Annotated in this window: 23 protein-coding genes; 15 read left to right on the forward strand and 8 right to left on the reverse strand. The window is 44.6% G+C overall.

Annotated features, from left to right (window positions below; genetic code table 11):
- Positions 1-6: 6 nt before the first annotated feature.
- From NIASO_RS04605 to NIASO_RS04620, 4 genes are all read right to left on the reverse strand, one after another.
- Positions 7-2439 (reverse strand): bifunctional YncE family protein/alkaline phosphatase family protein, encoded by a 2433-nt coding sequence (locus tag NIASO_RS04605; protein WP_008583094.1) that lies wholly within the window; start codon positions 2437-2439, stop codon positions 7-9.
- Between the two features lie 177 nt (positions 2440-2616).
- Positions 2617-3513 (reverse strand): metallophosphoesterase family protein, encoded by an 897-nt coding sequence (locus NIASO_RS04610; protein WP_025298714.1) that lies wholly within the window; start codon positions 3511-3513, stop codon positions 2617-2619.
- 69 nt (positions 3514-3582) lie between these two features.
- Positions 3583-5370: a RagB/SusD family nutrient uptake outer membrane protein gene (locus tag NIASO_RS04615; protein WP_008583091.1), complete on the reverse strand. Its 1788-nt coding sequence runs from the start codon at positions 5368-5370 to the stop codon at positions 3583-3585.
- Between the two features lie 24 nt (positions 5371-5394).
- The gene (locus NIASO_RS04620; protein WP_008583090.1) at positions 5395-8628 is read right to left on the reverse strand and encodes a SusC/RagA family TonB-linked outer membrane protein; all 3234 of its coding nucleotides are present in this window, start codon (positions 8626-8628) and stop codon (positions 5395-5397) included.
- A gap of 441 nt (positions 8629-9069) precedes the next feature.
- Between NIASO_RS04620 and NIASO_RS04625 the strand changes: the two genes are divergently transcribed.
- Entirely contained in the window at positions 9070-9663 is a 594-nt protein-coding gene (locus tag NIASO_RS04625) for a TetR family transcriptional regulator (protein WP_008583088.1), read from the forward strand.
- On the opposite strand, the gene NIASO_RS20670 is transcribed toward NIASO_RS04625, so the two are convergent.
- The 3 genes from NIASO_RS20670 to NIASO_RS19590 form a co-directional block, all read right to left on the reverse strand.
- On the reverse strand, positions 9639-9902 hold the full coding sequence (locus tag NIASO_RS20670; protein WP_008583086.1) for a CBU_0592 family membrane protein: 264 nt from the start codon (positions 9900-9902) through the stop codon (positions 9639-9641). The two genes, NIASO_RS04625 and NIASO_RS20670, sit on opposite strands and share 25 nt — an antisense overlap.
- An 82-nt stretch (positions 9903-9984) precedes the next feature.
- On the reverse strand, positions 9985-10599 hold the full coding sequence (locus tag NIASO_RS04635) for a response regulator (protein ID WP_008583084.1): 615 nt from the start codon (positions 10597-10599) through the stop codon (positions 9985-9987).
- A gap of 28 nt (positions 10600-10627) precedes the next feature.
- The gene (locus NIASO_RS19590) at positions 10628-12610 is read right to left on the reverse strand and encodes a tetratricopeptide repeat-containing sensor histidine kinase (protein ID WP_008583082.1); all 1983 of its coding nucleotides are present in this window, start codon (positions 12608-12610) and stop codon (positions 10628-10630) included.
- Between the two features lie 609 nt (positions 12611-13219).
- On the opposite strand from NIASO_RS19590, the gene NIASO_RS04645 reads away from it, so the two are divergent.
- From NIASO_RS04645 to NIASO_RS04710, 14 genes are all read left to right on the forward strand, one after another.
- A complete protein-coding gene (locus NIASO_RS04645; protein ID WP_008583080.1) occupies positions 13220-13585 on the forward strand; it encodes a DUF4870 domain-containing protein in 366 nt (121 codons plus the stop codon).
- Between the two features lie 60 nt (positions 13586-13645).
- Positions 13646-14698 (forward strand): hypothetical protein, encoded by a 1053-nt coding sequence (locus NIASO_RS04650; protein WP_008583079.1) that lies wholly within the window; start codon positions 13646-13648, stop codon positions 14696-14698.
- Positions 14699-14768: 70 nt separating this feature from the next.
- Positions 14769-15242: a hypothetical protein gene (locus NIASO_RS04655; RefSeq protein ID WP_008583077.1), complete on the forward strand. Its 474-nt coding sequence runs from the start codon at positions 14769-14771 to the stop codon at positions 15240-15242.
- A 113-nt stretch (positions 15243-15355) separates the two neighbouring features.
- On the forward strand, positions 15356-16909 hold the full coding sequence (locus NIASO_RS04660; RefSeq protein WP_157547196.1) for a tetratricopeptide repeat protein: 1554 nt from the start codon (positions 15356-15358) through the stop codon (positions 16907-16909).
- Positions 16910-16923: 14 nt separating this feature from the next.
- Positions 16924-18366, forward strand: coding sequence for an outer membrane protein assembly factor BamB family protein (locus tag NIASO_RS04665; RefSeq protein ID WP_008583073.1), 1443 nt, complete (start codon positions 16924-16926; stop codon positions 18364-18366).
- A gap of 31 nt (positions 18367-18397) precedes the next feature.
- Positions 18398-18661 (forward strand): hypothetical protein, encoded by a 264-nt coding sequence (locus NIASO_RS04670; protein ID WP_008583071.1) that lies wholly within the window; start codon positions 18398-18400, stop codon positions 18659-18661.
- Positions 18661-19065 (forward strand): SET domain-containing protein-lysine N-methyltransferase, encoded by a 405-nt coding sequence (locus NIASO_RS04675; protein ID WP_008583069.1) that lies wholly within the window; start codon positions 18661-18663, stop codon positions 19063-19065. The genes NIASO_RS04670 and NIASO_RS04675 overlap by 1 nt, the downstream gene beginning before the upstream one ends.
- Entirely contained in the window at positions 19043-19441 is a 399-nt protein-coding gene (locus tag NIASO_RS04680) for an SET domain-containing protein-lysine N-methyltransferase (protein WP_008583067.1), read from the forward strand. The genes NIASO_RS04675 and NIASO_RS04680 overlap by 23 nt, the downstream gene beginning before the upstream one ends.
- Before the next feature lie 94 nt (positions 19442-19535).
- A complete protein-coding gene (locus NIASO_RS04685; protein ID WP_008583065.1) occupies positions 19536-20210 on the forward strand; it encodes a hypothetical protein in 675 nt (224 codons plus the stop codon).
- Positions 20211-20236: 26 nt separating this feature from the next.
- Positions 20237-20968 carry a hypothetical protein gene (locus tag NIASO_RS04690; protein ID WP_008583063.1) on the forward strand — a complete coding sequence of 244 codons (732 nt, stop codon included), beginning with the start codon at positions 20237-20239 and terminating at the stop codon, positions 20966-20968.
- Between the two features lie 66 nt (positions 20969-21034).
- A complete protein-coding gene (locus tag NIASO_RS04695; protein WP_008583062.1) occupies positions 21035-22084 on the forward strand; it encodes a hypothetical protein in 1050 nt (349 codons plus the stop codon).
- Between the two features lie 30 nt (positions 22085-22114).
- Complete coding sequence (locus tag NIASO_RS04700; RefSeq protein WP_008583060.1) at positions 22115-23155, forward strand: hypothetical protein; 1041 nt, start codon at positions 22115-22117, stop codon at positions 23153-23155.
- A gap of 4 nt (positions 23156-23159) precedes the next feature.
- Positions 23160-24452, forward strand: a complete 1293-nt coding sequence (locus NIASO_RS04705; RefSeq protein ID WP_008583058.1) for a hypothetical protein — start codon at positions 23160-23162, stop codon at positions 24450-24452.
- Between the two features lie 73 nt (positions 24453-24525).
- Positions 24526-24822, forward strand: a complete 297-nt coding sequence (locus tag NIASO_RS04710) for a hypothetical protein (RefSeq protein ID WP_008583057.1) — start codon at positions 24526-24528, stop codon at positions 24820-24822.
- A 36-nt stretch (positions 24823-24858) separates the two neighbouring features.
- On the opposite strand, the gene NIASO_RS04715 is transcribed toward NIASO_RS04710, so the two are convergent.
- Positions 24859-25707, reverse strand: coding sequence for a class I SAM-dependent methyltransferase (locus NIASO_RS04715; protein WP_008583055.1), 849 nt, complete (start codon positions 25705-25707; stop codon positions 24859-24861).
- Between the last annotated feature and the right edge of the window lie 46 nt (positions 25708-25753).

A 25753-nucleotide genomic window follows, 5' to 3' on the forward strand; every position in this document is an offset into this window, starting at 1 on the left:
GCGGATTTAATCATCATCGGCTGCAGCAGCAGTCTTTACAAACGCACTTCGCAAGGGAGCGGGCATTACGCTGTGCTCGCCTTTTACTGATTTCCAGATCACTTCATTCAGCGGCCGGTCGGGCGCGCTGTCTGCCTTTGAAAAATCAAACTGCGCCGATTGTTGCGCACTGGTATTCCATACCGTATTGCGCTCCTGGATGTCGATATTTGCCGGGCGAACGGTATAAGGCGTCGTATCGGGCACTGACTGAAAGCAGCTCCACAGGGGCGTTGCAGCGGCATCGTACTGGCTCATGGGAGGCAGGCCCAGTATCAGTTCCATTGTCCGGAGGATCGCCGCGGTGGAATATAAGGTATGGTTTACCTGCTTCCTTTTAATATACGGACTGATCACATAGGCAACGGAACGATGGGCATCTACGTGGTCGGGGCCATCCTGCGCATCATCTTCCAATACAAAAATGGCGGTCTCTTTCCATATAGGGCTGTGTGCAATATGATCTACCAACCGGCCGAGCGCTAAATCATTATCCGCTACCATTGCCACCGGGGTATGACTGCCTTTTGACATACCGGCCGTATGATCATTGGGCAGGTACACCGTATTAAAACGCGGCACCGCATTGCACTGTACCAAGGAATCAAAATCATGCTCAAATACCTGTTCCCGGTATACATCCTGTATCGATAAATTCCACCCCGGGTAATTGTGACAATAATTAACCGGATCTTTTAATACCGGCAAAGTAGGATACCCGTTATCCATGAATTCTCCATAATTGCGAAAGCGGATACCAGCACGATGGCAGTAATCCCAGATAAAGCCCTTAGTGGGATTAGCTACCGGCCGTCCCCCGTCAAAATCATAATTACCCCCGCGCCCACTGTAATTAGCCGGCCAGGTCTTTTCAACAAAGTCGGTTGCATAACCTGCCATCGACCAGTTATGTCCGTCGGCGCTTACTTCAGCATTTACATAAAAATTATCCAGCAATACAAACTCTTCCGCCAGCGCATGCGCATTAGGGGTTATCCGCCTTCCGAAAATACAACGGCTGCTGTCGCCATTGCTCTGCGGCAAATCGCCCAATACCTGGTCGTAGGTCCGGTTTTCCTTTAATACATAAAATACATATTTGATCGGAGACGTTATTCCCTTACGGGTAGGTATAGGATTACCCCGCTCACCCGAAGCTGTTTGTTCCTTTTGTTTTGTATAAGGCGTATTGAGATATACCTGGCGTGCATAACGGTTTAATAACTGTTCCGTAGGAACCCGGATTATTGACAAACTGCCTTTGAACATGCTGCCGATATATTGCATGGGTTTTGTTGTGTCGCTTTTTTTATACAACGTCTCGTGTTTGCCTCCATATGGGTCATTGCCATCCGGATTGGGAAAGGAAGACATGCCTTTACCATTGGCTACCAGGATCTGGCTGCCCACAACCCGCACACAAGTGGGATACCAGCCGGTGGGTATATACCCTTTGGCCTTACTGCGGCCATGCGTTGCTACATCGAAAACGGCCAGGCAATTATTGTCGGCATTGGCAATGTATAATGTTTTATTATCGGGTGATAAAGCCACACTATTGGTGGTGGATCCGATGGGGGCCTCGGGGTACAACGCCGCGTTGAGGGTTTCCGTGACCCGTTTACTCTTACAATCAACTACAGATACGGAGTTCGAATTGGCATTGGCCACAAATACCCTTTTTCCATCGCGGGTAACGGCCATATCTGTGGGATGATCCTCCGTTGCTACGGAATCCGTGATCACTCCCCGCTGCGTATGGTATACCCATATTTTTTTTCCGCCCCAGGCAGAAATATACAATTCCGGCAGCACCGGGTTCAGCGCACAGGTATATGCTTCAGCAGAAAGCGATACTTTTTTTATCACTCTCATAGTGCGTACATCACAAACATATAAGGCATTATCTTCTTTCGTCACCACATATAACCGCTGATGCGGATCATCCACAACCAGCCCGGCCGGGCTGATCTTATCCTTAGGCCAGGGACGCCCCAGCGTAAGCGTGTCCTTCACGGTAAGTTTAGCACGCTGCAAGATATACCGGACGATAATATTATTATTTCCTCCTGAAACATACAGGTAGGGCGTCGTTTTTCCGAAACAGAGCCCCAGCCATGCTGAGCTGATGGGCACCTGCTGTACCAGCTTTTGCTGCTTTAGCTGTATAAGGTCGATGGTGTGTTTGCCGTTACCATTATTGGTTACGGCCACGTAGTTCCCATCCGGGGAAACCGCCATATTGAGTGGCAGATCACTGCTGAGCGGAATGGATGCTCCGGCAGGGGTAAGCGCCCATCCGTTAGGTAACTGCACTGCGATTGTTTTGCGGGCCTGCTGGGCAAATGCTATTCCACCCAGTAGCACAAAAGCGATAAGAAGAAGATCACGTTTTTGCATGAATACAATTTACATCATATCTGTGATGCTGTTTAAAATTATATTTTACGAATGCTTGCCTGGGATGGCGCGTGCGGACACGCGCCACGGCGCAGGTATCGTGAAAAGTAAAACGACAAATGGGAGCCGCTCAGGTTTCACTCCCGATAGCCATCGGAATAACATTTCACGTTTTACTCAAAGCCCATGCGGGTAATATTCACTTTCAAAGCCGCCTTCTTTATATAGTTTTAAAATAGCGAATCCCGGAGGTGTTTCAAAATAATATCCCGACCCTGCCGAATCTTTATCGCCCTTACCCCACCAGAATCCGCTCATGGCGCCATTGCAACAATACCATACACCATTGTAAAAGGTTTTATCATATAAATGATTATGCCCGCTTAAAGAGGCCCGTACCTTGTCTTTATGTTTATAAAAAAGATCTTTTAATTTTTTATGATCGGTATGATTGCCCCCTACCAAAATGGGCGTGGCCCCAAATGTGGGAAAATGGGATAGTATCAATGTAGGCGTGTTAGCCGGCGTTTGCTCCAGATCTGCAGCCAGCCATTGAAACTGTTCTTCATCCAGAGAAATGTCATGTGTATTATTGCCGTCCAGCACAATAAAATGCCAGCCGCCGCGGGTAAAACTGTAATAACGGTGTGGAATGTTTAATCGTTTTACTACATAATCTTTTCCATACATAGCATCTTTCTTATCGGGCGCCGCCCACCAGGAATCATGGTTGCCGATGCAGCTATAGATATCATATCCTTTGATCCGTTGCAAACAATCATCCCATATCTGCCACTGCTCCGTTACGCTTTCTCTTTTTACATTATTATAAGAAGCGTCGTGAATGGAGTCTCCGGTGTTCAGGAAAAAATCAACTTTTAGTTTTTTGATCTTATCCAGGCAGTCTTTAAAGCGCTGCGGTGCATTGTCCCCGCTGCGGATGTGCACATCGGTAATATGCGCCAAAGTAAGTACCGGCTTTTCCTTGCGGGAAACCGTTGTGTTGTTTAAACCAATTGATGCAGGCGCTGCCGCCAGTACCGGCAGGCTTGCAAGGAAGTTCTTTCTGTTCATTGCAGCAAAAATAATAGGGCTGACCAAAAGTTTCTTTTGGCCGGCCCCGTTGTTTTTAATTATTTTTTATTATTGCCATCCAAAAGGCTGTTTCAATTTAGGATTCTGCGTGGTTTCTAAAACAGGAATGGGTAAATAATAATATTTGGGCTCCATAAAAGTGCGGGTGCCGGTTCCTGTAACAGTGGCACCACCATTCTCCCCGTTTTGAAGATATAGTGTTACGTTCTGATCTCCGAAAGATCCCACTTTGTAATAGATCAGGGGCTTCCCTAATGAGTTCTTTATTTTGTTGTTATCATCGGGAATGGAGGCCGAGGCGCCAATTAAGATAATGTCCGGAACGCCATCCCCTGTAAGATCAAATTGACCCAGACCGGGGAAATAAAGCCCCTGCGCATAGGGCGCAAAACCGGTGGTTCCTGCATGCCAGCGCAGCAGATCATTATAGCGCTGCCCCTCCAGGGCAAATTCCACTCTTTTCTCTCTTCTTATTTCCAGGATCAGTCCCTGGTTCGGCCCCGTAACATCCGGAAATTTAGCCATTAAAACGGGGTCCGGATTTGCATTGGCTACCACCATGCTCAATGCAGGCATACCCGCACGGGTTCTTAGCAGCCCAATAGTTTTATCAATATCAGCCTGGGTAGCAGTTCCTAATTCCGCACTGGCTTCCGCGTAGGTCAACAATACTTCAGCATACCGGATGGCCGCCACATCCACACTGCTAATAACGGTTCCGTCTGTGCTGTTATTATCAAACCCTTTCAATTGATGATACCCGGTAAAATTATTACTCAACTTCTGTACATAAGGTGTTGTGGCGGGAATTACCACTAAACCGGGATACATATAGGTAGCGTACAACCGGGGATCCCGGTTTTTAAATTCATCTACAAACTGCAACTGCTTGTAGTTAGGGTTATCAGTAAATCTGGTGCCATCCTTCATCAGATAGGTTTGCACCAGGTCGCGTGAGGGGGATTGTTCATAATCCAGTATTCCAAAATTCCCTGAACTTGAAATTTTTTTTGATGCATCATAGGCCGTGTTCAGGATCACCTCCTTATTTGAGCTCAGGTCGTCGCTGTTGAACAGATCGGAATACTTTGCTGTCAGCGAAAATTTCCCCGAGGCTATAATGTCGCTGGCTTGCTGCTGTGCCAGTTGCAGGAACCGGGCGGCGGTGGCTTGCAGGTTCAGTTCCGGATGGTATTTTCTATACGCGCCTTCAAACAAAGCCATACGTGCGTACATTGCTTTTACCGCCCACAATCCTGGTGTTCCGGCGGGAACTTTTTCCATTACATTGGCGGCCGCAAAATCCAGGTCTTTAAAGATGCTGTCCACCACCACGGTGCGTGGGTCGCTGGCTTTGTATAACATGGCGGAATCCGATGGGCTAACCGCATGGCTATACCAGGGAACGTCTGAATAATTTTTTACTTTATCCAGGTAAAATTTCGCCCGGTAATATCTTGCCAAACCGGCATAGTGGTTCTTAACGGCATCGGATACATTCGCCCTGGCATAGTTATCCAAAAAATAATTAATAGTCCTTAACCGGCCCCAGCTCCAGTTAGGCGGTGCGTTCTGAGCGCTTATATTGCCGCTCATCAGGTTTTTTATGGTCACATTGCCGGTGGTGGCATAGTCGTCTGTTGACTGTTCGTTCCCGTTCATATATATCGAAGATCCTGGTTGATCTAAAAGTCCATTGATATATAATGACAGGTCGCTCTCTGTATTAAAATAGAGCTGCGGAGCAATAATAGTTTGCGGGTAGCGGTCAAGGAAGCCCTTTTTGCAGGAGCTTACCAGCACTACCACAACGATGATTGTAAAATATTTTTTCATCTGTATAGTTTTATAAAAGCGTAATTAAAAATCAAGGTTTACCCCAACAGAATATTTTCTTTGATAAGGATAAGCCCAGCCATAACCGTCGATGATCGATTCGGGATCCACGAATTTTTTGATCTGGGAAAACTCAAACAAATTTTCCCCCGTAAAGAACACCCTGAAGCGCTGGATTCCAAACCGGTTGATCAGGCTATGCGGTAAACTATACCCTACTGTAAGATTTTTAATCCTTAAATAGGCGGCGCTCAGCAGGTATTTTGTTTGTGGAATATCGAGCCCCGCACCATAATTATTATCTGCCAGCCATGACTGCAATACCGGGTAATAAGCATTGGGGTTGGCATTAGCCAGCCCTGCATTAATATAAGACTGAGAGTAGGTAGCTTTTTCCGCATCAGTTGCAGCTGTTGCGCGGTAAAAATCCAGGTTCCAGGGATAAATATTTGCATAAGGCTGCTGATACGGCCCCCAGAACAGGTAGTGATGCGGGTAGTAATCCATTTTTGCTATGCCTTGTAAGAATAGGGACATATCGATATTATTCCATCCCATATCGATATTAAAGGAATAACGATACCGCGGACTTGAATTACCGATGATCTTCAGGTCAGCCGGGCTTTTATCGCTGGTGCCCCGTGTAATTTTCTGGTCACCGTTCAGATCCACATATTTTGGCCAGCCCGGCACAATATCAAGCGACCCCCAGGGAACAATGGCGCTTTCATCCAACTTGGCAATCTCATCTTTGCTCTTAAAGAATCCATCGCTCTGCAATCCCCAGATCTCACCGACTGTTTGACCCTGCCGGTACTTAGCCGCAAACAATCCCAGCGGGTTATCGTACCGGGTAATTTTACTTTTATCATCCCATAACTGCGCTTTTACATTAAAGGAGAAGGGCTTGTTTGCTACATTGAACGTAGTATTATAGGCCGCAGTAAGCTCCCAGCCTTTGGTAGACATATCTGCCGCATTCTGCTGCGGAGCCGTAGTACCCAGCACACCCGGAAGCACTCTCGAGGGCGCCAACATTCCCGTGGTGTTGCGTATATAATAATCGAACGTAAAGTTCAGGTGATTATTCAAAAATCCCAGGTCCGTACCCAAATTCGTTGAAGCTACGCTTTCCCAGGTATAGTTATTCGGGTCAACATTCAGGTTCGGAACAGTAGTGATCGGCTGTTGACCGGCCCCACCGATCAGATACCCTGAAGTGCCTTTTCCCAGCCCGGAGATATAGCCATAATAGTCAACCGACTGATTCCCTTGTTTCGCATAAGAGGCTCTGAGCTTGAAAGTGGAAACAGCGGAGGAAAGCCCTTTCCAGAAATTTTCTTTGTTCACCACCCAGGCGCCGGAAACACCGGGTGTAAAGGCCCAGCGGTCATTAGGAGGAAATCTTGAAGACCCATCTTCGCGAGCAGTGAAGGTTGCAATATAGCGGTCATTGAATGTATAATCGGCCCGGCCAAAATAGCTCCGGATCGCATAATCATAATAATCATATCCAAAACCTGATTGCGTGATGCTGGGATCGGAGCCCAATGTAAGACCGATATAAGGCAGGTTGGTGGAGATCAGTTGGTTCCGGTTTACCGACAAGGGATTCCACTGATAATACTCCTGGTTATAACCCGCGGTAAGTTTAATATTATGCGCCCCGAATGTTTTATTGTAGTTGGCAAACAGGTCATAAATATCCTGTCGCACCACACCATTTACATTCGTAACCGATCCCGGTGCATTTACCGTTCTTACATCGTTAGGCCCGTAGCCTACCTGTATCGGCAAATAGGAATAATACCCATTCCAAAGCTCTCTTTTATTGCTGGCGGTCCCGGTAATGGTCAGGTCGCCATTTAAAAGCGTTACGATACCTCTTAAAATGTTAGCAAAACCGAAGCGGGTTTCTTTATTTCGTCCCCCGTCCGTTAATTCACCGGCTAGAATGCCGGCCGTATTATTGCCCCAGGATCCATCAGGGTTTTTAGGAACATTCACGGGTTGCGTATAATATACATCGGTTATATTATAGGAGGGCATATCTTTTACCATCTGGTACACGCTGATATTATCTTCCACCCGCAACCATGAGGTGGGGCTGATGCCCAGGTTAGACCGTACGCCATACCGGTCCCATTCATTCTTGGTCAGTTTGATTAATCCATTTTCTTTAGTATAATCAGCCGATAACAAATAGTTGATCGGATTTTTCCCCGAGGAAGATCCACTAAAGGAGAGGGTATGATACTGTGAGAAATTGGTATTGCTGAAAAAATAGTCGTTAAAATTATAGTTACCCATATAGGCCCATTTCGTAGGATCATCAGGATTCGGTTTTACATCCGGAGCCGATGAAGGATCGTCCGACCGCTGCTTGGCCCAGGTCTGTTCCCAGGGCGCAAAGGGAGAATATTTCCAGGGAGTGTTCTCGGTAGCAATGTTCATCACCTTTCTGTAAATAAACGGGTCTGTTACAGGATCGGGCATTACCGTTCTTTTAGAAAGGGCGAAATAATCATTATAAGAAACTGTATGGCGGCCACCTGATTTTCCCTTCTTGGTTACGATCATGATCACTCCAAAGGCTGCGCGCGCACCATAGATTGCGGCCGATGCACCATCTCTGAGCGTGGTGATCGACTCCACATCAGAAGGGTTAATGCGCAGCAGGTCGTCCGTCTGCGACGCCACACCGTCAATCAATATCAGAGGCGCTCCGCCCCCGCCGTTGATAGACCCCATGCCCCGGATATTAATATTGGGCGTGGCGCCCGGCTGCCCGCTGGAATAAGAAATATTCAGGCCCGCGCTCAGCCCTTGCAATCCCTGCAGGATATTGGCCACCGGGCGTTCCGCTATCTTTTTACCAGCGATCTGATCCACCGCCCCGGTGATCTCGATTTTCTTCCGGGTACCATAACCTACATTCACCACCACTTCCTGCAGTTGGTCATTACTGCCGCCCGGTTGCAGGTATATCGTAGCTGCATTGCTTCCATTTAATGGAACCTCCTGTAGCGCATACCCTATCGAAGTAAATACTAAAGTGGCGTTTTTTGGACAGGTAATAGTATAAGTTCCCGCGCCATCGGTAATAGTACCTTTACTGGTACCCTTTACGGCAACAGAAACTCCTTGCAGCAGACTGCTGTCTTTAGCAGACCGCACAACACCGCTGATTTTTACGTTTTGTGCACCTGAATAAATACAGAGCAGACAAAACAAAAGCGCGAAAGCCAGTTTTTGCATTGTTGAAATTTTAGGGATTTGTGATTATTTAAGCTTTTAAAAAAGAACAGTCAGATCATTATACCTGCTCACCGTCAATTTTCGTCATTGTTATTTTATCGTTCAGTCAAAGTGCAAAAATCATTACTATGGAAGCATTTGTTTCATTTGGCACATTAAGTATTTGATATGTTTATTTTACCAAATTATTAAATATTTTGATTGAACATTCATTCAATTAAAAATAAATTTAAACTGGCTACATTTTGCCACCTTGTGCAATCGGTTGCACAGACGACGGACGTCTTCAGGGCATGGTCAGACTATTTTTTTAGCGGACCTGCCGCCCGCCCATTGCATTTATTAACATAAAAAAAACACATCCCGCTTCATTATTATTTAGCTGGATTCAGTATTTTACTCTCCGGAACTACCACACTTTAAAATATTTAAAACCAAACTATGGGAAGAAAAAGTTTAAAAGAACCGAGACAAAAGGAAATTATAAAAGCGTTCTATAAGGTAGCCAAGAAAGAAGGGTTAGAAGAAACATCTATCGCTAAAATAGCGGAGGTAATGAAAATAAACCCCAGCTTAATTGTTCATTACTTTAAAAATAAACAGGAATTGGTTTATGCGCTGATTGCTTATATCCTGGACAAGTACCTGCTTATTTATAATGTAGAGAATATAGATGTCCCCACTTTAACTGATCTTAAAAAAGTGATCGACAACTTGTTTTCAAAGCAATGGAATAGTCTTTTCGACGACGGATTATTCTACAGTTGTTATGCGCTCACCTTCAGGGATAAAAAAGTAAAACAGATGTATCATACTATCGGCAGCACCCTCCGCAGCAGGCTGGCAGTGTTTCTTGCATCCTGTAAACATGAAAAAATACTATCAATGAAAAATATTGAGGAAGTAGCCGACAAACTTTTTGTATTAGTAGACGGATCCTACTTTTATGTAAGCCTGGTATCCGATAAAAAGGAATATGAAAAAATAGTAGACCGGCATAAAGCGGCTGCCTATGATTTACTTGGAATTTCCTGATCCCGCCGGCTTTTAAAATATTTGACAATTCCAATAACGGCAATCAATCCCCATAGCGCATTAGCAAAGATATTCGGTAGGTCACGAAGGTCATAAGCCTTTATTGCCAGCCCCGCTCCTCCCAGGAAATTCAGTAACTGGAAAAGCCAGCCGTCAAAACGGATATACCGAAAATTTAGCAAGAGGTAAGCGATGGTGCAACAACCAAAACCGATCCAACCAATAATATCTGATACCATACTATTTTTCCTAAAAATAAGACCTTACGGGCGCTTATCAAACATTTGTTTTCAATGTATCTTTTAAAAATACCAACGCAAGTTATATCATTCCGAGTTTGGTTGCTTTACTGATCAGGATGGCCGTGTTTTTTGCGGCAAATTTTTCGAGCAGGCTTTTACGATGGGTGTTCACGGTGGGAATGCTGATAAAAAGTTGTTCGGAAATCTCGGCATTCGTGAGGCCGGCGGCGATCAACTCCAGTACCTCTTTTTCTCGTCGGGTAATTACTGGTAACGCATTGCCTGATTCCTTCAACGAAAAGGCAGCTTCCGTGCTGAGGTATGTTTTTCCGGAAGCAACGACCGTAAGAGCCTCCAGCAGTTCTTCTTTTGTTGCATTTTTCAGCACATAGCCCGACGCTCCGTTTTCAGTAATGTTCCGGATAATGGCCTGCTGATTGAACGTGCTCAGTCCCAGTACAAATACGGAAGGATATTTTTGCCTTACAGCCTTGCACAAATCGATGCCATTCATATCCGGCAGGTTAATGTCCATCAGTATAATATCCGGCTGTTGCTGTTTTAAAAAGCTCAGACAGGAAGCAGCATTAGTAGCATGGCCCAGCCAATCGATATCCTTCTCATTTTGTAATAAGGAGCGGATGCCTTCAATCACCATATAATGATCATCAACTATAAATACGCTTATCTTCATTAATCAATGGACTATTTATTTATAAATGCTACTCCTGAATCCTGATCTCAATAAGAACAGAGGTTCCTTTGCCGGGTGCCGAGCTCAGGTCCAGCTTGCCTTTTAGAAACTCAACACGGTTCTGGATATTATTCCACCCTATACCAGATGACTGTCGCAGCCTGGCGGTATCAAATCCCTCTCCATCGTCTTCTACCGTAATACTTAACAACTGTTCGGATCCCGACCAATGTAGCTGCACCAGTACATTTTTAGCAGCCGCATGTTTGATGGCATTGTTTACCAGTTCCTGTACAATACGATAAATGGTAACGGCCGTGGTCTGTTCCATTTCAACAGCATCCGCTCCCACCGACTGGTAACTGGCATGTATTACGCCGCTGCGGTCAATTTCATTGCAGAATTCCTTCAAGGCTGCGCTCAGTCCATATCTTACCAATACTTCGGGCATCATATTATGGGCCACCCGCCGCATTTCTTTTATAGAACTGTCGAGCATATCGATACTGCGTTCAAAAGCCTGTGCATTATCAGGCGTTAAAATTAAATTCCCTTTCATAGTACTTAAAGAAAATTTTATGCCACTCAGCATGCCTCCCAACCCGTCGTGCAGGTCCTTAGCCAGACGGGTACGTTCCTGCTCCTCCCCCTTCAGAACGGCCTCTGTGGCGGTCAATTGTTTTTCGGTTTCAAGCTCGTCAATCTTAGCCTGTTGTAGCTTTTGGCGGTGTTTGTAGTTGCGGTAAGCAAGCAACGAAATGATCAATAACGCAACGGCGGCGCCGGCTAAAACATTTGTGAAAATATTTTTTTGCCGGAGCTGCAACTGTTGAATTTCTCTTTCTGCCTGTAAAGTCCTTATCTCACGGTCTTTACTTCCTACTTTATAACGCACCTCCATTAGCGTTATTTTTTTTCTCATTTCATCGGAAGATATGCTATCCGAAAGTCGCATTTTCTGATCAAGAAACCGGTAAGCGCTTTCGTAATCTTTCTGAAGAAAGCTGAGTCTGGCGCTATTGTCATAGGCGTTTACCTGACCCGATGGCATTTTAAAACTGATAGACTTTTGCAATAAAGTATCATTCATTTTCTTTGCTTCGGCCATTTTTCCGGCAGCAATCAAAGCTTTTATAAGTGGGTCTATCAGCGCTATTTGTTTATAAGTATCATCATTATCCTGCCCAGTTTTATAAGCAACTCCAAAATCTTCAATTGCTTGCTGGTATTGCTTTTTATTCAGATTTATGCTGCCGCGTACTTCGTAAAAAGACGCCTTTGCAGTCAGGTCATTTGTTTTGGCAACTAAAGGAGCTGCTTTGTTCAAAACACTTTCGGCCTTCGCATATTTTTTCTCTTTAATCAATCGCAGCGAATAATTTAAGCGATAACGTGCAATAAGAGCCTTATTGCCGCTTTTTTCGGCATCGTTGATAGCCTTATTTTCATATTCGTAGGCTTTTCCCGGTTGCAGCAACTCATCATATAATGAAGCTAATCCATCATACACAGTAGCAGATGGTTCAAATTTGTGATACTGTTCTAATAAATTTGCAGCTTTTAAATAATGATCAATAGCACTTTCGTGATCACCCATTTTTAAATAATCACCGCCGAGGTTATTGTGCAAGTATGCGGCATTAATTTTTGCAAACTGATTAGTGTCTTTTTGTAAAATTTGAAATGCAGTATCAGCATATAACATAGAAGTTGAGTAATCGCCCCTGTCTGCATAATAAAGCTGGAGGTAAATGTATCCTATCTGGACTCCCCGGGTGTTACCCAATTTTTGACTAAGTGTGATAACCTCCTTCATATAGGGTAATGCCTGCGACGTATTCACATTTACTGCATTTAAGACATAATCTACCAATATATTCAAGCGTGTTGTGTCATGCTGTGGATGTTTAGCGATTTCAACCTTAATGCTGTCCAGCTCTTTTGTTTGTGCATCGGAAACAGTGCTCCAGAGCAGTAAATTTGCGAATAGTATTAGCAGCTTTTTTTTCATTTATTGCAATTTAAGCCTTGGTTTAACAGCTTTTCTCATCCTTTTTAACGATTTTTAAAAAAACAGGAGGCTGCCTCACCATTCGAGACAGCCTCCTATCCTTTCAGTAAGGCCTTCTGCCATCAATTGTCAAATCCGCTACCAACTACATTTTTTAATGTATATGATGCAGCGATTAAATTGCCGGATGTTCCTGGAGCCAATCTTTCCGTTATCGAACTGGTAAGGGTATCATCGACAGGCCCTACATAATTGCCGCCTACAATTTTTTTTGATCTTCCTTTGTCAACTCCTGCAGTTGTAATTTTTCAATTGTCAATCTGTTTTTCATTTTAATAAATTTTTAATTGTTTAAAAGGCTTACGCTTAAAGTTAAAATACTTTTCCCATTTTAATGTCTATTTTGAGAAATCATTTTTTTAAGAATGCTGCCAGCTGGTACCTAAATATACTTTTATCGCGCTAAATAATAAAAAGATATTTTTTAAAATCATCTTTTTTAATGATTGTTCCCGCTGGTACCTGAATATACCTTTACGCTGTTAAAGAACAAAATAAGATCTTCCTTTACCAGAATTAAAACCAACTCCTCATCAAAATCATAATTCAATGGAAACAGGACCACAAGGGATCAATGATAATGAAAGTAAAACGATTGCTGTCATCAGTTATCTTACACCTATTGGCTGGATAATTGCCTATGTGATGCACCACAACAATAAATCAGTGTTTGCCAGTTATCACCTGCGGCAAACCTTACTGCTGATGCTTATTTCCCTGGGCGTTTATGTTGTTCAAACTATGCTTTTGTTTATTCCTTATATCGGCTGGCTGATAACACTATTCTCTATGGTGCTAAATATCGGCTTATTGGTATTATGGGTTATTGGTCTGATCGCGGCAATAAACGGCGAGGAAAAACCCATTCCCCTGATCGGTGAAAAAGCACAATTGCTCTTTGCGAAAATAGTATAAAGCCGTCGCGCAACATCAGCCAATACCCGTAACACCCTTTATAAAACAAAATTTAAACTAATGAGATCATATATGCCGCTGCTAACCCTGTTGTTGAGCATGACTGCCGTTGCACAAAAACAAACCTACGATATTGTTTCCTACACCCCGCCAAAAGATTGGACCGAAAAACAGAGCGGTAGCAATATTTCTTATTCACGGATCGACGGCGGTAGCTGGGCCCAGATAGCCATTTACCAACACCGGAATTGTGAAGGCGATATACAAACAGATTTTGATAAGGAATGGAACGAACTCGCGGCATCGAACAAAGCCATTTCATCTCCTGAAAGAACAATGCCGCAAACAGAAGACGGCTGGACAGTGATGAGCGGCAGTGGGATATGGCAATACAATGGGGCAAATGTAGCTTCTGTACTTACTGTTTATTCCAACAACAGGGTTTGTATATCCGTGTTGTGCAATGCTACTGCACAGCCGTATCTGAAAGATTACCAGGCATTGATAGGCTCGCTGGATCTGAATCCTGATGGTGTTTCGGAAATAGCTGCCACTGAAAATCCTAGTTCCACAGCCGCCGCCAATACACCAGCAAATAACGGAAATGCTTCTATCGCTGGTTTGTGGTGCGACTATGTTTTAGAAACAACTGCATATACCATTAACGGCAGGCCACAATATACCGCAGGGTATTTGAGAAAGGAATATACATTTCATCCCGATGGTACCTATATTTTTCGCAACAAACAATGGCTGACTAAAACGAAAGACATTTTATTCATTTATGAAACCGGAACTTATTCTGTAAGCGGTAATCAACTTACTATTACACCCGACAAAGGCAAAGGTGAGTTTTGGAGCAAAACAAACAGCAGCAAAGAATGGGGCAAGTTGGTTAAGTCATCGGATTATAAAGTGGAAAAAGTTACTTACTCATTTGAGATAATACAAGACCCGGCCTATGGCAATAGTATTGTTCTCAAACCCGGAAAACCTACCGAAAGAGATGGGGGAAAATTCAATGCTCCCAATGACCCATACGAATTTCGCTACAAAAAACGGGAGCAATTGGGTACGTTGATTGACAATCCACCTGGGTTTCAAATAAAATAATAAGCAAAAAAAGCGGGAAAACGATCAGGGAACACTTTCTCATGGAAATAAATAAATACAAACGATACAAATGAAAAAGTTCGTCGCCATTATTATTGCCTTTACTATTGCCTGCAACATTTTTGCCCAGCAAAAAAATCCCACCTCTGTAAAAGAAATACAGCAAAAACAAAAGGAGGCGCAGGCCGCCCTTGATAAACTTGCCCCCGAACAAAAAAAGATGATGGAACAAATGGGGTTTTCCACTAAAGTTCCCGCCATGCCGGCCGGAATAACAGACGCCCAGGTAGCAATGGCTGTTGGCGGCGATGCCGTGCCCAAAAGAAACGGTGCAATGATTGATGCTATTCCTAAAATAACGCTTAGCCCGGCAACCGTTCCGGCTTACATCAAAACGCTGGGGGATTATATTGAAAAATCACTTGCAAATGATGCCAGGATATTCGCCGGGCAAGTATATACAGCATTTAAAAAAACAAATACAATGCAGCGGCTATCGGTAATGCTGCCATCGGTTACTGGGCTACCGGCCAGCCGCAAGTAGCAGTGTATCTTAGCAGCCGGGCTTGTTCTGAAGATGCCTCCGATGCAGATCTGCTCAGCAACTTTGCTGCGATGCTTAGTATGAGCGGCGCACCGCAAAAGGCAATTCCGCTATTGGAATATCTAAACAAACAATATCCAGACAACACCACTATTCTCAACAACCTGGGGCAGGCATGGTTTTATTTGGGAGACGTGGACAGGGCCAACGAAAAACTGGATAAAGTGATAAAAGCATTTGCTTACCATCCGCAGGCAAATTATACGCAATGCCTGATACAGGAAAGTAAAGGCAATAAAGCACCGGCAATTGAAAAAATGAAAAACTCCCTGGCTTACAGCTACTCTTTAGATAAAATAAACAAGCTGCGCAAGCTGGGCTATTCTGTAAAGGGAAGCGACATGCGCACGCCTTTTCGCCCCGACCCCGACCCACTGGGGTTGCATAATTTCATGCGGCCTGACGCCCCCACTTCTTATGAAGAGGAACTAAGGCTGGGTGCAGATTGGGACGCTTTTCAAAAACAGGTATATGATAAAATAAGTGCGCTTAACAAACAGGAACTACCTTACCTGCAAGCCAATAATCAAAAGGCCCAACAGGCGTACCAACAATATCAAAATGCCAAAGGCGATTTAAGTAAACTAACTGCCGCCCCCAAACAAAAAGAAAATATTTACGGGAAAACAGCAGAAAAAAACCTTGAAGAAATGTCGAAGGACGGAGGCATTGCCTATCGGTTGGAAACAGCCAAAAAGCAAATTGATAATTTGAGGAATGATTTTGACAACAAAAACGAAGCAGAAAGAAAACAACTCGAAAAAGAGAACAAGATTATTGCGGAAACCGAAACTGAATATGCCCATAAAGGTGAAAATGTTGGTTTTGATAATTGTAAAGTACAGAAAAAATACAGTGAGTGGGTATATAAAAATTACAATAAACCCCTGGAAGAAGCTTACAAAAATTACCTGCATCAATTGTATATAAAAATCAACGAAGAGCTGTACTGGCGGCAGTTTACAACAGACGCAACTGCATTTGAAGCTGTTAAAATTGGAGCCAAGAAAGAATGGCTAGCGGCCCTATCCAACACAAGATATATTGCCACCGACAAATACGGCAAGTGTGCTCCTCCCCAAAGTAAAGATTCCCGATACAAGTTGGCCGACTTTGATGATATGCATTGCACCTATAAATCAGTACTTGATTTTGGGGTGTACAAACAGATAGTAGAATGTGGTAAAATGCGGGTAGAATTTGACGCTGGAAGGCTGAGTGGCAATTTCAATTTCAAGGCCGGAAATGATGGCAGAGACCACTTTGATAATGCCACTTTAGAAGCTACTGTTATAGACAAATCCATTTCAACCAACAAAGGGCCGCTGCAGATAGGCGCTTCGGTAAAAGCCGGAGTGGGTGTAACGTTTACCAGTCAGGGCATCGAAGATGTATACGCCACCGGCGAAGCCAAAGTAACGGTAAAATCAAATAGTATTGAAACGTTTGATCAGCATATATCCGAAGCTAGTGGCGGCGATAAAAGTCAGCCCGGAATGGGCGATGCACAATTGAGCGACAAAGGTGTTGAGGTAGGCGTTTCGGGCAAAATGAGCCTTATTTCCGGAAACACCTCCTCAAATATTTTTGTAAACACCCCTCAATAACAAAAAACATAGAAATGAAAAAAATAACTTTTATCCTGCTTTTTTTATTGTGTGTAGTTAGTATCCTAAAGGCACAGGTACCCGATGACGCGCCCGAAGCAAGAGCCGCTGCTATTGCCCGGCTGCAAAAGGCCGCTAGCTGCCAGTCTTGTAACGGATCCCCGGCTTTGTTTATGCCTTACGGCACCAGTTGTAACAGTCGCGAATTCCAGGCCCCGCCTATTCTGGCTGCCCCTAAAAAGCAATGGGAAATAAATCCCGGATGGTGGGGGGTGTGGACGCCGGTGCTGATTGGCAACCTGGTACTTGCCGGCAGTTGCAACAATGATGATAACGCCGGGCTTTCGGCTATTGATAAGCAAACAGGAAAAACAGTGTGGCGTATCGGCAATATCTGCGCAACAGGCAACCGGCGTGGTTCAACGGGCAATATAGCGCTCTATGAGCTGCCCTCCGGCGAAGCATTGCTGGTATACCCCCGGGAAGATGGTGGACCTACGGATTACTATGTAATAAATATAAAAACCGGCAAGATCGTGCGTACCCTTACCCCGGCAAAAACAGGAACCCTGCGTTACAGGGGCGGGATATTTACGACACTCAATCAAAGCCAGAAGGAAGGCAACAGTTATATCAGCGCGCTCAGCAGTGATTTGAAAAGTATTCTGTGGCAAAACAAGGAATTTAAACTGGCCATGCCCGACAAATCGGATCCACTATATACGCCTACTTTCAGTGCGCCGGCCTCATGGGGCGGCATCCTGTTTCAGACTGCCAGAAACAAGGATCAGGGCGAACCATTTACGCGACAGTTGCAAGCCATAGATCTTAGAACGGGGAAAACACTTTGGCGGCATACTGCGCAATCGGTAATGCTTAAACGAAATGAAAAATCCTATCGTTCAGACGACGGCATTCCCATGATAGCCGATGGAAAAGTAATCATCCGAGTGCAGGCAATGGCGTGGCCTAATGCATATGCTGCGGGCTTGCGGGCATTGGATCCCAATTCAGGCAAGATCCTGTGGACTACCCAATCGGCACCCGGCCTGCATATTCTTAGCCATGTGGCGGCCTGCAGCATGTTGGTCACTGAAGTGCAGCTAAATGGGAAAAAGGAACTATGGGGCTACCGGCTTAACGATGGAACCATAGCCTGGCGGCGCGTTATTTCTAAAAACGCGCAACTGATGACGTCGTCCGGCGGCGTCTTCTATGTAGGGGAACGCATTCTGGACAATGAAAACAACTATAAAGACCACCTCCTACAGGGCTTTGATGGCCTGACGGGAACGTTGCTCTGGACAGGCAGTTATCCTGATCATTATTTCGGCCTGGGCAATTCTAACAACAGTTGGGATATCGAAAACCCAAACGCCAGCACCCCGGTCTGGACTATTGACCGGGATGGCGCTATATATGGCGTTACGCTAAGAGGCGTCTTTAAATTGAAATAGATTTTTCTTCATCACCCCTAAAACAAAAAAAATGAAAAGACTGTTATCTTTTGTCTCCGCGCTGCTGGTGCTCACCGGACTGAAAGCACAAACCACTGATGTAAAAAAGGAAACTACGCCGCCCAAACCGGTAGCAGGTGTTGTTTCCTCCACAACGACCAAACCCGTCAAATTAACAACTCCCAAAAATGTAAAGGCGCCGGAATATAAATATGATAATAATAAGCCTGCCCAATTTAAAAAAGATAACAACGCGCCAAAGGCGGTTTCCACAAAAGCCATTAAAGCCGGCTAATGTTTTTCAAAAAACAGCATATTGAAAAAGCGCTGGCCATCAAAGCAGGGCCGAGCAAAATTCATGGCACGGGTGTTTTTGCAAAAGCGTCTTTTAGTCCAGGTGCTATTATTGAAAAAGTGCCCCTGATATTGCTGGACGCCACGGAACGGAGCCGACTGCAATACACCCCACTTTTCGATCATTATTTTTTACTGGACCATGCGCAAACACCGGTAGCATTGGCCCTGGGAATGGCTTCATTGTACAAGCATGCAGCCATTCCCAATGCGGCATACACTATTTTATTGAAGAAGGGGTTGCTGGTTGTAAAAGCGATCGCATTGATTAACCAGGACGAAGAGATCACGATTAATTATCACGGGAATACCGGTAATAAAAATGACGAAGCCACTCTATATTAAACAGTGCAAAGGAAAAGGCCGGGGCGTATTTTGCAAACAGGTCATTATAAAAGAGGAGCTGATTGAAAGCGCACCGCTCATTATTATCCCTGCTGCGCAAAAGGCATGGGTTATGGAGTCGAAACTGACCGATTATTTTTTCAACTATTGCGAAACGGAAGACGCCCTCGCACTGGCACTGGGTTTCGGCAGCCTGTACAACCATGCGGAACATAGTAATGCAGATTACAGGATTGATTACGACAACCGGCAAATCGACTTCTTTGCGCTGGAAGACATTCCAACCGGCAGGGAGATATGCATTAACTATGGCGGCGCTTACGGTAAAGATTACCGGAACTGGTTTGAAGACAGGAATATTCCTTATCAAAAATAGTTACTGAAAAACCATCTTTTTTAATGATTGTCTGGCCTGCCCAGGTAAACTATTTTCATCTTATGAATTTTTCAGCAAAATAAAACTACTAATTATGAAATCAATTTTTCTTTTTCTATTCACATTTGTCGTTGTTGGCCTTTTCGCTCAAACACCGGCAACCATTTATGCCAGGATCGCGAACAAAGACGGAAGCCTGGTTAAGGGTACCGCCTTCAATACCAGTAACAAGGGCATGTTCGACAACCTGTTAATCGTTAAAAATTTATCCGGAGGAACAGATAATTCAGCCATTATTGAACTCGAAGTACCTACAAGCGGCTACACAGCCACATTCCGCAGTCTGGCCCAGGCAACCGCTGCCCAACCTCAAAGTGCTCCGGCAAAACCTATTGCGACCAGAAACATAGCAACTACAATGAACCCCACAGTTGCTAACGCAGCTAAAACAATAACACCCAACATTGCACTGCTTGCATATCCCATATCAAGAATAGACATTTCGGTAACCGCAACGAGAGATGGCGGTAATGCCTCGATAGAATTCATAACACGGGAAATCATATTGGAAAACGTGAAAGTTGAGAGCTGTACAGAAAATATGGCAACCGGCACTACCAAAATAAAGTTTAAAGGAACCCGTATCGGATGGGTATATGTAGACCGGCCGCTGCCGGCTTTCAGGCCCGGCAATATCACCAAATCAGGATGGAACGCAGTTGCCGGGACCGCATGGAATAACTTTGAAATAATACAACGACCATATTAAATTTCTAATCCTATAAACCAATTGCAATGATAAAATACGTATCCTCTTTAGCAATGCTGCTTTGCACCATAGCAGTCAACGCCCAGCAAAAAACAACCCTGCCCATCACAGCTAAACCGGTCATTAATAAAACAACCGATATCACGAAAACGCTTGCCACCGGTGGCACCTCATTACAAACAACACCGACAACCTCCGCTGTACAGGAAAAACCAAAACCGGGAGGCGGCAGCACCTCGCCATCATCCCCCGCTCCTGCCCTCACTGACGCGGATTATTTCCTGGCCGTTGCGAAAGTGACAATAAAAACCGCCGGCGATAACAAAGAAAAGTTATCAAAGATGATGGTGAGCGTGTACCCGGCGGCTGGTGACGACAATTATCAAAAAGGCTACACACTGGAGAGCTGGCCCGAGGAGCTCAAAGTATGGAGCACCACCAATTTTACACTACCAAGAAGAGCAGGCTTTGAGCAGGCCTTCAACAGCCTGGCTCATTACAGACAAACAGGCGTAATGCTGGATGTATTGTACAACACCCTTGGTAATGGACCATTCTTCATCTCCGATGCCTGGAAAATACAGGAAGTAAGCGTAACGCTTGAATTTAAAGATAAAAACGGCAATCCACACCCAACCTACGGATCTAAGACACTCTATTTCCCTGGTGTGTACCTGGACTTTTACAAATGGAAGGTTTACTATAAAACAGACCCGTATTTTAACGCCCTTCCGCCAACGATTGAAAACAGGCCCTAATTTAAAAATCCACCTACATGAAACAAACATTCTCGGGAGGAAACATCCAGGTAAAATAATAGACAAATGAGAAAAATAGTATCGTTCCTGCTAATTGTTTTTAGTTGCGGAGCGGCGTATGCCCAAAAACAAACCTTTGACATCGTTTCCTATAACGCCCCTCCTGGCTGGACAACAAAACAAGAGGGCACTTATATTTCCTATTCCAGAATTGACGGAGGTAGCTGGGCGCAAATTGCCCTCTACCAGCACAGAAACAGTGACGGAAGCACCCAGACTGATTTTGATAAAGAATGGAACGATTTGGTTGCTACCGGTAAAACAATTTCATCGCCGGAAAAGACTGAACCGCAAACAGCGGACGGCTGGACGGTAATAAGTGGTTCCGGCGTGTGGCAATATAATGGAACCAATGTAGCCTCGGTGTTAACTGTATATTCCAACAACCAGGTTTGCGTATCGGTGTTGTGCAATGCCACAGCGCAACCCTATTTGAAAGACTATCAAGCACTACTTGGTTCGCTGGATTTGAATGCAGACAGCGTTTCCTCCAATGCCGAAATGCCCGTTAGCGCCTCTTCGGAGGAAACTACTCAACCGGCAAATACAAATAATTCCCCGCTTGCCGGAAAAATCTGGGAAGGTTCTTCATCAGAAAAGTTTAACGGAAGCGGTATGAACACAGGTGGCTTTTTTACAAAGCAATACCAATTCAATGCAGATGGCACCTACCGGTTCGTTGATGTGCTGGCCTCACATTATACCGATACCAAAACATTAAATCACAAGACGGGTACATGGTCGGTAGGTGTCAACCAGCTTACCATCAAACCATCCAACGGACAAAACGAAGAATGGAGCAAAGCAGAAAAAACAACTAATGGGAACAGCGATGTAACGAACCGCGCCATCAACGAAACCTGGGGCAAAAAACTAAAAAATGGTTCAAGAAAACTGGAGCAATATACCTACACTTTCTCTGTTGGAAAGAATGGAGATAAGGTTGCCCTGATACTGCAACGCAGCGGGCGTACCGGAAGGGAAGGCGATGGCAAAATCTCTTATTTCAATGAAACAGCACCCAGGCAATCGGTTAAATTGCCTAAAGGGATATAACAGCAGCTTCATACAAACCAATCCTTAGAAATGAAAAAAATATCCTTCCTACTTTTTGCCATCTGTATCACAGGGAGCATTTTTGGCCAAAAACAAACATACGATGTTGTTTCCTACACCCTTCCTGGTGGTTGGCAAAAAGAAGCAAAAGAAAACGGTATACAGGTGTATGCCACGGATACAAAAACCGGGGAATATGCCATTGCTATCGTTCTGAAGTCACAGGAATCAGATGGCACCCCCGCTAAAAATTTTACAGCTTACTGGGAAAAATTAATAAAAGGGACTGTAACTGTTTCTGAAGAACCGACTATGTTGCCCGCAACAAAAGATAGTGATTGGGATATTATTTCAGGGCAGGCGCCTTACAGCGATGGCGCTAATAAAGGTATGGTTACATTGCTGTCTGCAACAGGCAACAGGCAAACGGCAGCGGTTGTTTTGATGACGAATACAAACAAATATCAACCCGACATATCAGCATTTTTACATTCGTTAGCATTATCAAAAGCTACAGAAAATCAGGCCGGCGTTACTACCTCCGGAACAAAAAACAATGCAACCAACAATAGGATCGCTGGTTTGTGGACAGACTATACCACCGAATCCAATGGCTATGTAAATGGCTTCCCTCAGGTTACAGGTGGGTACACAAGACGGGAATATAATTTAAAGGCTGATGGCACTTATATTTTTCGTCACAAATACTGGAGCGCCTATATGAAAGAAATATTGTTTATTTATGAAACAGGCACCTGGAAAATCAATGGCAACCAATTAACGATTATGCCTACAACCGGCAAGGGTGAGTGGTGGAGCAAAGCGGCAAGCGGCAAAAACAGCGAATGGGGCGCTTTCAAAAAAGCCTCGGATTATAAACCAGCGACAGCTACTTATAGTTTCGGATTTAAATATTTGTCAGGAATGCAGCAAACCTACCTGGTGCTCCATAGCAACATTCGTACGCCAAGAGACGGCACAACCGCCGAAACCAATAATTATGAAGAAAGCTTTAGCCCTAAGGCGCTTGATAAATCGCTGATCGATAACCCCCCGGGATTTAAAAAATAACGCAATGAAAAATCTCATTTTACTGTTTGCACTATTGTTTTGCAACAACAGCATTAATGCACAAGTTCCCTGCAATGGTACCGCAGATAATTTGCCGGGGAAATACACCGATCATACTAAACCTAAATATCCTTTCAACCTTAAAGGCACCGTTGCAGAAAAAGCGGCGATGACCAGGCAACTGATCGCATTGGAAAAACTGGAAGAAGCCAGCCGCAGCAATTTCCAGTTAACGGGCTGTGTTGCCAGGGTCAATTTTACCGGTGGTGATAAATATGTTTTTGGCAGCTCCCCCCATACCATGAGCGGCTACCAATTGGGTGTATACCAGAACGTCTGTCATGTTACCGAACATGTTGTAAAAACCGTAGATGAATACCGGACAGTATTTCGTGTAGACATCAACCACCCGCTTACCGAAGGCACTTTTTATGGAGAAAGTGGCGTCTTCTATATTACCGATAAAAACGTCCGTTATGAAATTGCTATTGATGCCGTAAGAGGTCCCAGTTACGATAGAGACCGGGTCAATAACCGCAGCCTTATTTCGCAATATATTTCAGAGGATATGGTGTTGGCAAACCGGTCGGACGAAAGACAAGAACTGAAGCACAACGATTTTTTAAAAATAATCAACGGTGATGGCTATGTGGAGAACGGCAACGGGCGCTACGATAAAAAGCGGGGAAAATATTATTGGATTGACCGGCATTATTTTATTACAAGACCCCGAACTCCTTTGCTGGCACCGGTTACACGCAAACAATTACTGGAGGCGTTGCTGGAATATTATGAAATAGAAAAAGCAAATTTCTTCTGGAGCATAACTAATAAAATAAAAGACAACGGCAAAAACGTCGGTGTTTACGAAGCGGATAAAGCAGCCTATCAGAAAATATATGAAATGAAAAAAGCCAAAGCGCAGCAACTGCTTGCTGCACAAAAATCAGACTGGCTGCAACAACCAGCGTTGGTTTCAAAATACAGAGACAGTCAGCCGAATCGTTGGAATTACAAAGAATCTTACGGCTTGTTTGATTTTGAGAGCGGTTCCGCAAAAAGTGGTGTATTCGATTTTAATAAAGCTACCAAAGTTGTTCCTGGCGATAAACCTGTAATGCTTTACGAGTACAACCCGGAATACTTTAAGAACAGTGCCGATCAACCCATCAGCCCCCTGTTGATGGAGGTACAGTTCCGTTACGAAATAGATCCCGATAAAGGTTTTTCTGAAAGACTATTCAGCAATTTTGTAAAGAACTATGACATGAATGCTCTGAAGAAAATGATTGAATAAAAATCATCCTTTTTAACGATTCCCATCTCCTTTTTGCTCCGTTACTTTTACTACGTCAACTAAATCACATAACATGAAAAAAGCAATCATCCTAATGCTGCTTATTACCGGTGTTGCCAACGCAAATGCACAACTGCTGAAAAAAATAAGCACCAAAGTAAAACAAACTGCTACTAATGTCGAAAATACCTTAGACAATAAAGTACAGGAGCGCACCGCCCGCGCAGCTTCTGATAAAGCCGATAAGGTCATGAACGGAATTTTCGACGGTGGCAAAAAGAAAAAGAAAAGAGCCGGGGAAAATAATGAGCCCGAAGTCCGGCCACAGGCAATTGCTGTAGCTGATTCGGCGCATAGTACAGTGAATTAAAACAAGGCGGATTAGTGAAAAAAATCCGGCCACAACTCAGGTTCCGGCCACTAAAAAAAACTCTCCGCTGGCAGGCAACAATCCGTCGGCCCGATTGGCAAAATATAATTGTTTCAAATCCTTTGTCTCCACGACTTTCTGCTCCTTAAATCCGGCCGCCACCGCCAGTTGTAACACCTGCTCCGGTGCAAAAAAACTTACAAACGGCGTTCCTGCCTCACGCGCACCTTTTTCAGCTATTTCCTGCAACGGCTGATCTGTTGCATCCATCAGGTTGATGGGCAAATAAAACGTCATGGCTACTATAGACCCGGGCGCTAATGTTGCCAGTTGTCGCAGTGTATCCCGGATCGCCTCCCGTGTAAGATAGAGCGTTACGCCCGTAGAGGCCACCACTGCGGGTTTTCGGGGTTCAAAACCTGCCTGCTGTAACGCTTCCCACCAGGAGGTTTTCTCAAAATCCACCGATACAAAATGCAACCAGTCCGGCAGACCATAGCCCAGTTCCTGTAAACGCTGTTTTTTCCAGGTCTGTGTGCCCGGCTGATCAATTTCATAGAGTTGCAGCCCCGAAGCTATTTCCGGCCGGCGCTGTGCAAACGTGTCTAATCCCGCTCCAAGAATTACATACTGACCGATCCCTCTACGGGCTTCCTCCAGGATCAAATCTTCAATAAAACGGGCACGGGCGGCCATCGATGCCCGCAGGCGCCTGGTAAATTCCACGTGCATATCCGGGCGTTGCCGCCACCCCTCATCAGGAGCGATCAGTTCCAATCCAATTGTATCGGTAATGATCGATGGCGGCGCATCTGCCTCTGTATGAAGCGCGCGCCATAAGGCCGTTCGTACCGCCGTATTATCGGGTTTACTATTGACTTCCATTGATCCAATGTACTGATTTAAATTTAACCGGCTTTCGATAATTTCA

Source organism: Niabella soli DSM 19437 (genome assembly GCF_000243115.2).
In the GTDB taxonomy this organism is placed as follows: domain Bacteria; phylum Bacteroidota; class Bacteroidia; order Chitinophagales; family Chitinophagaceae; genus Niabella; species Niabella soli.

Bases quoted from the DNA above. Each gene is read 5' to 3' on its own strand.
- NIASO_RS04605 (WP_008583094.1), bottom strand. From the start codon at position 2,439: ATGCAAAAACGTGATCTTCTTCTTATCGCTTTTGTGCTACTGGGTGGA.
- NIASO_RS04610 (WP_025298714.1), bottom strand. From the start codon at position 3,513: ATGAACAGAAAGAACTTCCTTGCAAGCCTGCCGGTACTGGCGGCAGCG.
- NIASO_RS04615 (WP_008583091.1), bottom strand. From the start codon at position 5,370: ATGAAAAAATATTTTACAATCATCGTTGTGGTAGTGCTGGTAAGCTCC.
- NIASO_RS04620 (WP_008583090.1), bottom strand. From the start codon at position 8,628: ATGCAAAAACTGGCTTTCGCGCTTTTGTTTTGTCTGCTCTGTATTTAT.
- NIASO_RS04625 (WP_008583088.1), top strand. From the start codon at position 9,070: ATGGGAAGAAAAAGTTTAAAAGAACCGAGACAAAAGGAAATTATAAAA.
- NIASO_RS20670 (WP_008583086.1), bottom strand. From the start codon at position 9,902: ATGGTATCAGATATTATTGGTTGGATCGGTTTTGGTTGTTGCACCATC.
- NIASO_RS04635 (WP_008583084.1), bottom strand. From the start codon at position 10,599: ATGAAGATAAGCGTATTTATAGTTGATGATCATTATATGGTGATTGAA.
- NIASO_RS19590 (WP_008583082.1), bottom strand. From the start codon at position 12,610: ATGAAAAAAAAGCTGCTAATACTATTCGCAAATTTACTGCTCTGGAGC.
- NIASO_RS04645 (WP_008583080.1), top strand. From the start codon at position 13,220: ATGGAAACAGGACCACAAGGGATCAATGATAATGAAAGTAAAACGATT.
- NIASO_RS04650 (WP_008583079.1), top strand. From the start codon at position 13,646: ATGAGATCATATATGCCGCTGCTAACCCTGTTGTTGAGCATGACTGCC.
- NIASO_RS04655 (WP_008583077.1), top strand. From the start codon at position 14,769: ATGAAAAAGTTCGTCGCCATTATTATTGCCTTTACTATTGCCTGCAAC.
- NIASO_RS04665 (WP_008583073.1), top strand. From the start codon at position 16,924: ATGAAAAAAATAACTTTTATCCTGCTTTTTTTATTGTGTGTAGTTAGT.
- NIASO_RS04670 (WP_008583071.1), top strand. From the start codon at position 18,398: ATGAAAAGACTGTTATCTTTTGTCTCCGCGCTGCTGGTGCTCACCGGA.
- NIASO_RS04675 (WP_008583069.1), top strand. From the start codon at position 18,661: ATGTTTTTCAAAAAACAGCATATTGAAAAAGCGCTGGCCATCAAAGCA.
- NIASO_RS04680 (WP_008583067.1), top strand. From the start codon at position 19,043: ATGACGAAGCCACTCTATATTAAACAGTGCAAAGGAAAAGGCCGGGGC.
- NIASO_RS04685 (WP_008583065.1), top strand. From the start codon at position 19,536: ATGAAATCAATTTTTCTTTTTCTATTCACATTTGTCGTTGTTGGCCTT.
- NIASO_RS04690 (WP_008583063.1), top strand. From the start codon at position 20,237: ATGATAAAATACGTATCCTCTTTAGCAATGCTGCTTTGCACCATAGCA.
- NIASO_RS04695 (WP_008583062.1), top strand. From the start codon at position 21,035: ATGAGAAAAATAGTATCGTTCCTGCTAATTGTTTTTAGTTGCGGAGCG.
- NIASO_RS04700 (WP_008583060.1), top strand. From the start codon at position 22,115: ATGAAAAAAATATCCTTCCTACTTTTTGCCATCTGTATCACAGGGAGC.
- NIASO_RS04705 (WP_008583058.1), top strand. From the start codon at position 23,160: ATGAAAAATCTCATTTTACTGTTTGCACTATTGTTTTGCAACAACAGC.
- NIASO_RS04710 (WP_008583057.1), top strand. From the start codon at position 24,526: ATGAAAAAAGCAATCATCCTAATGCTGCTTATTACCGGTGTTGCCAAC.
- NIASO_RS04715 (WP_008583055.1), bottom strand. From the start codon at position 25,707: ATGGAAGTCAATAGTAAACCCGATAATACGGCGGTACGAACGGCCTTA.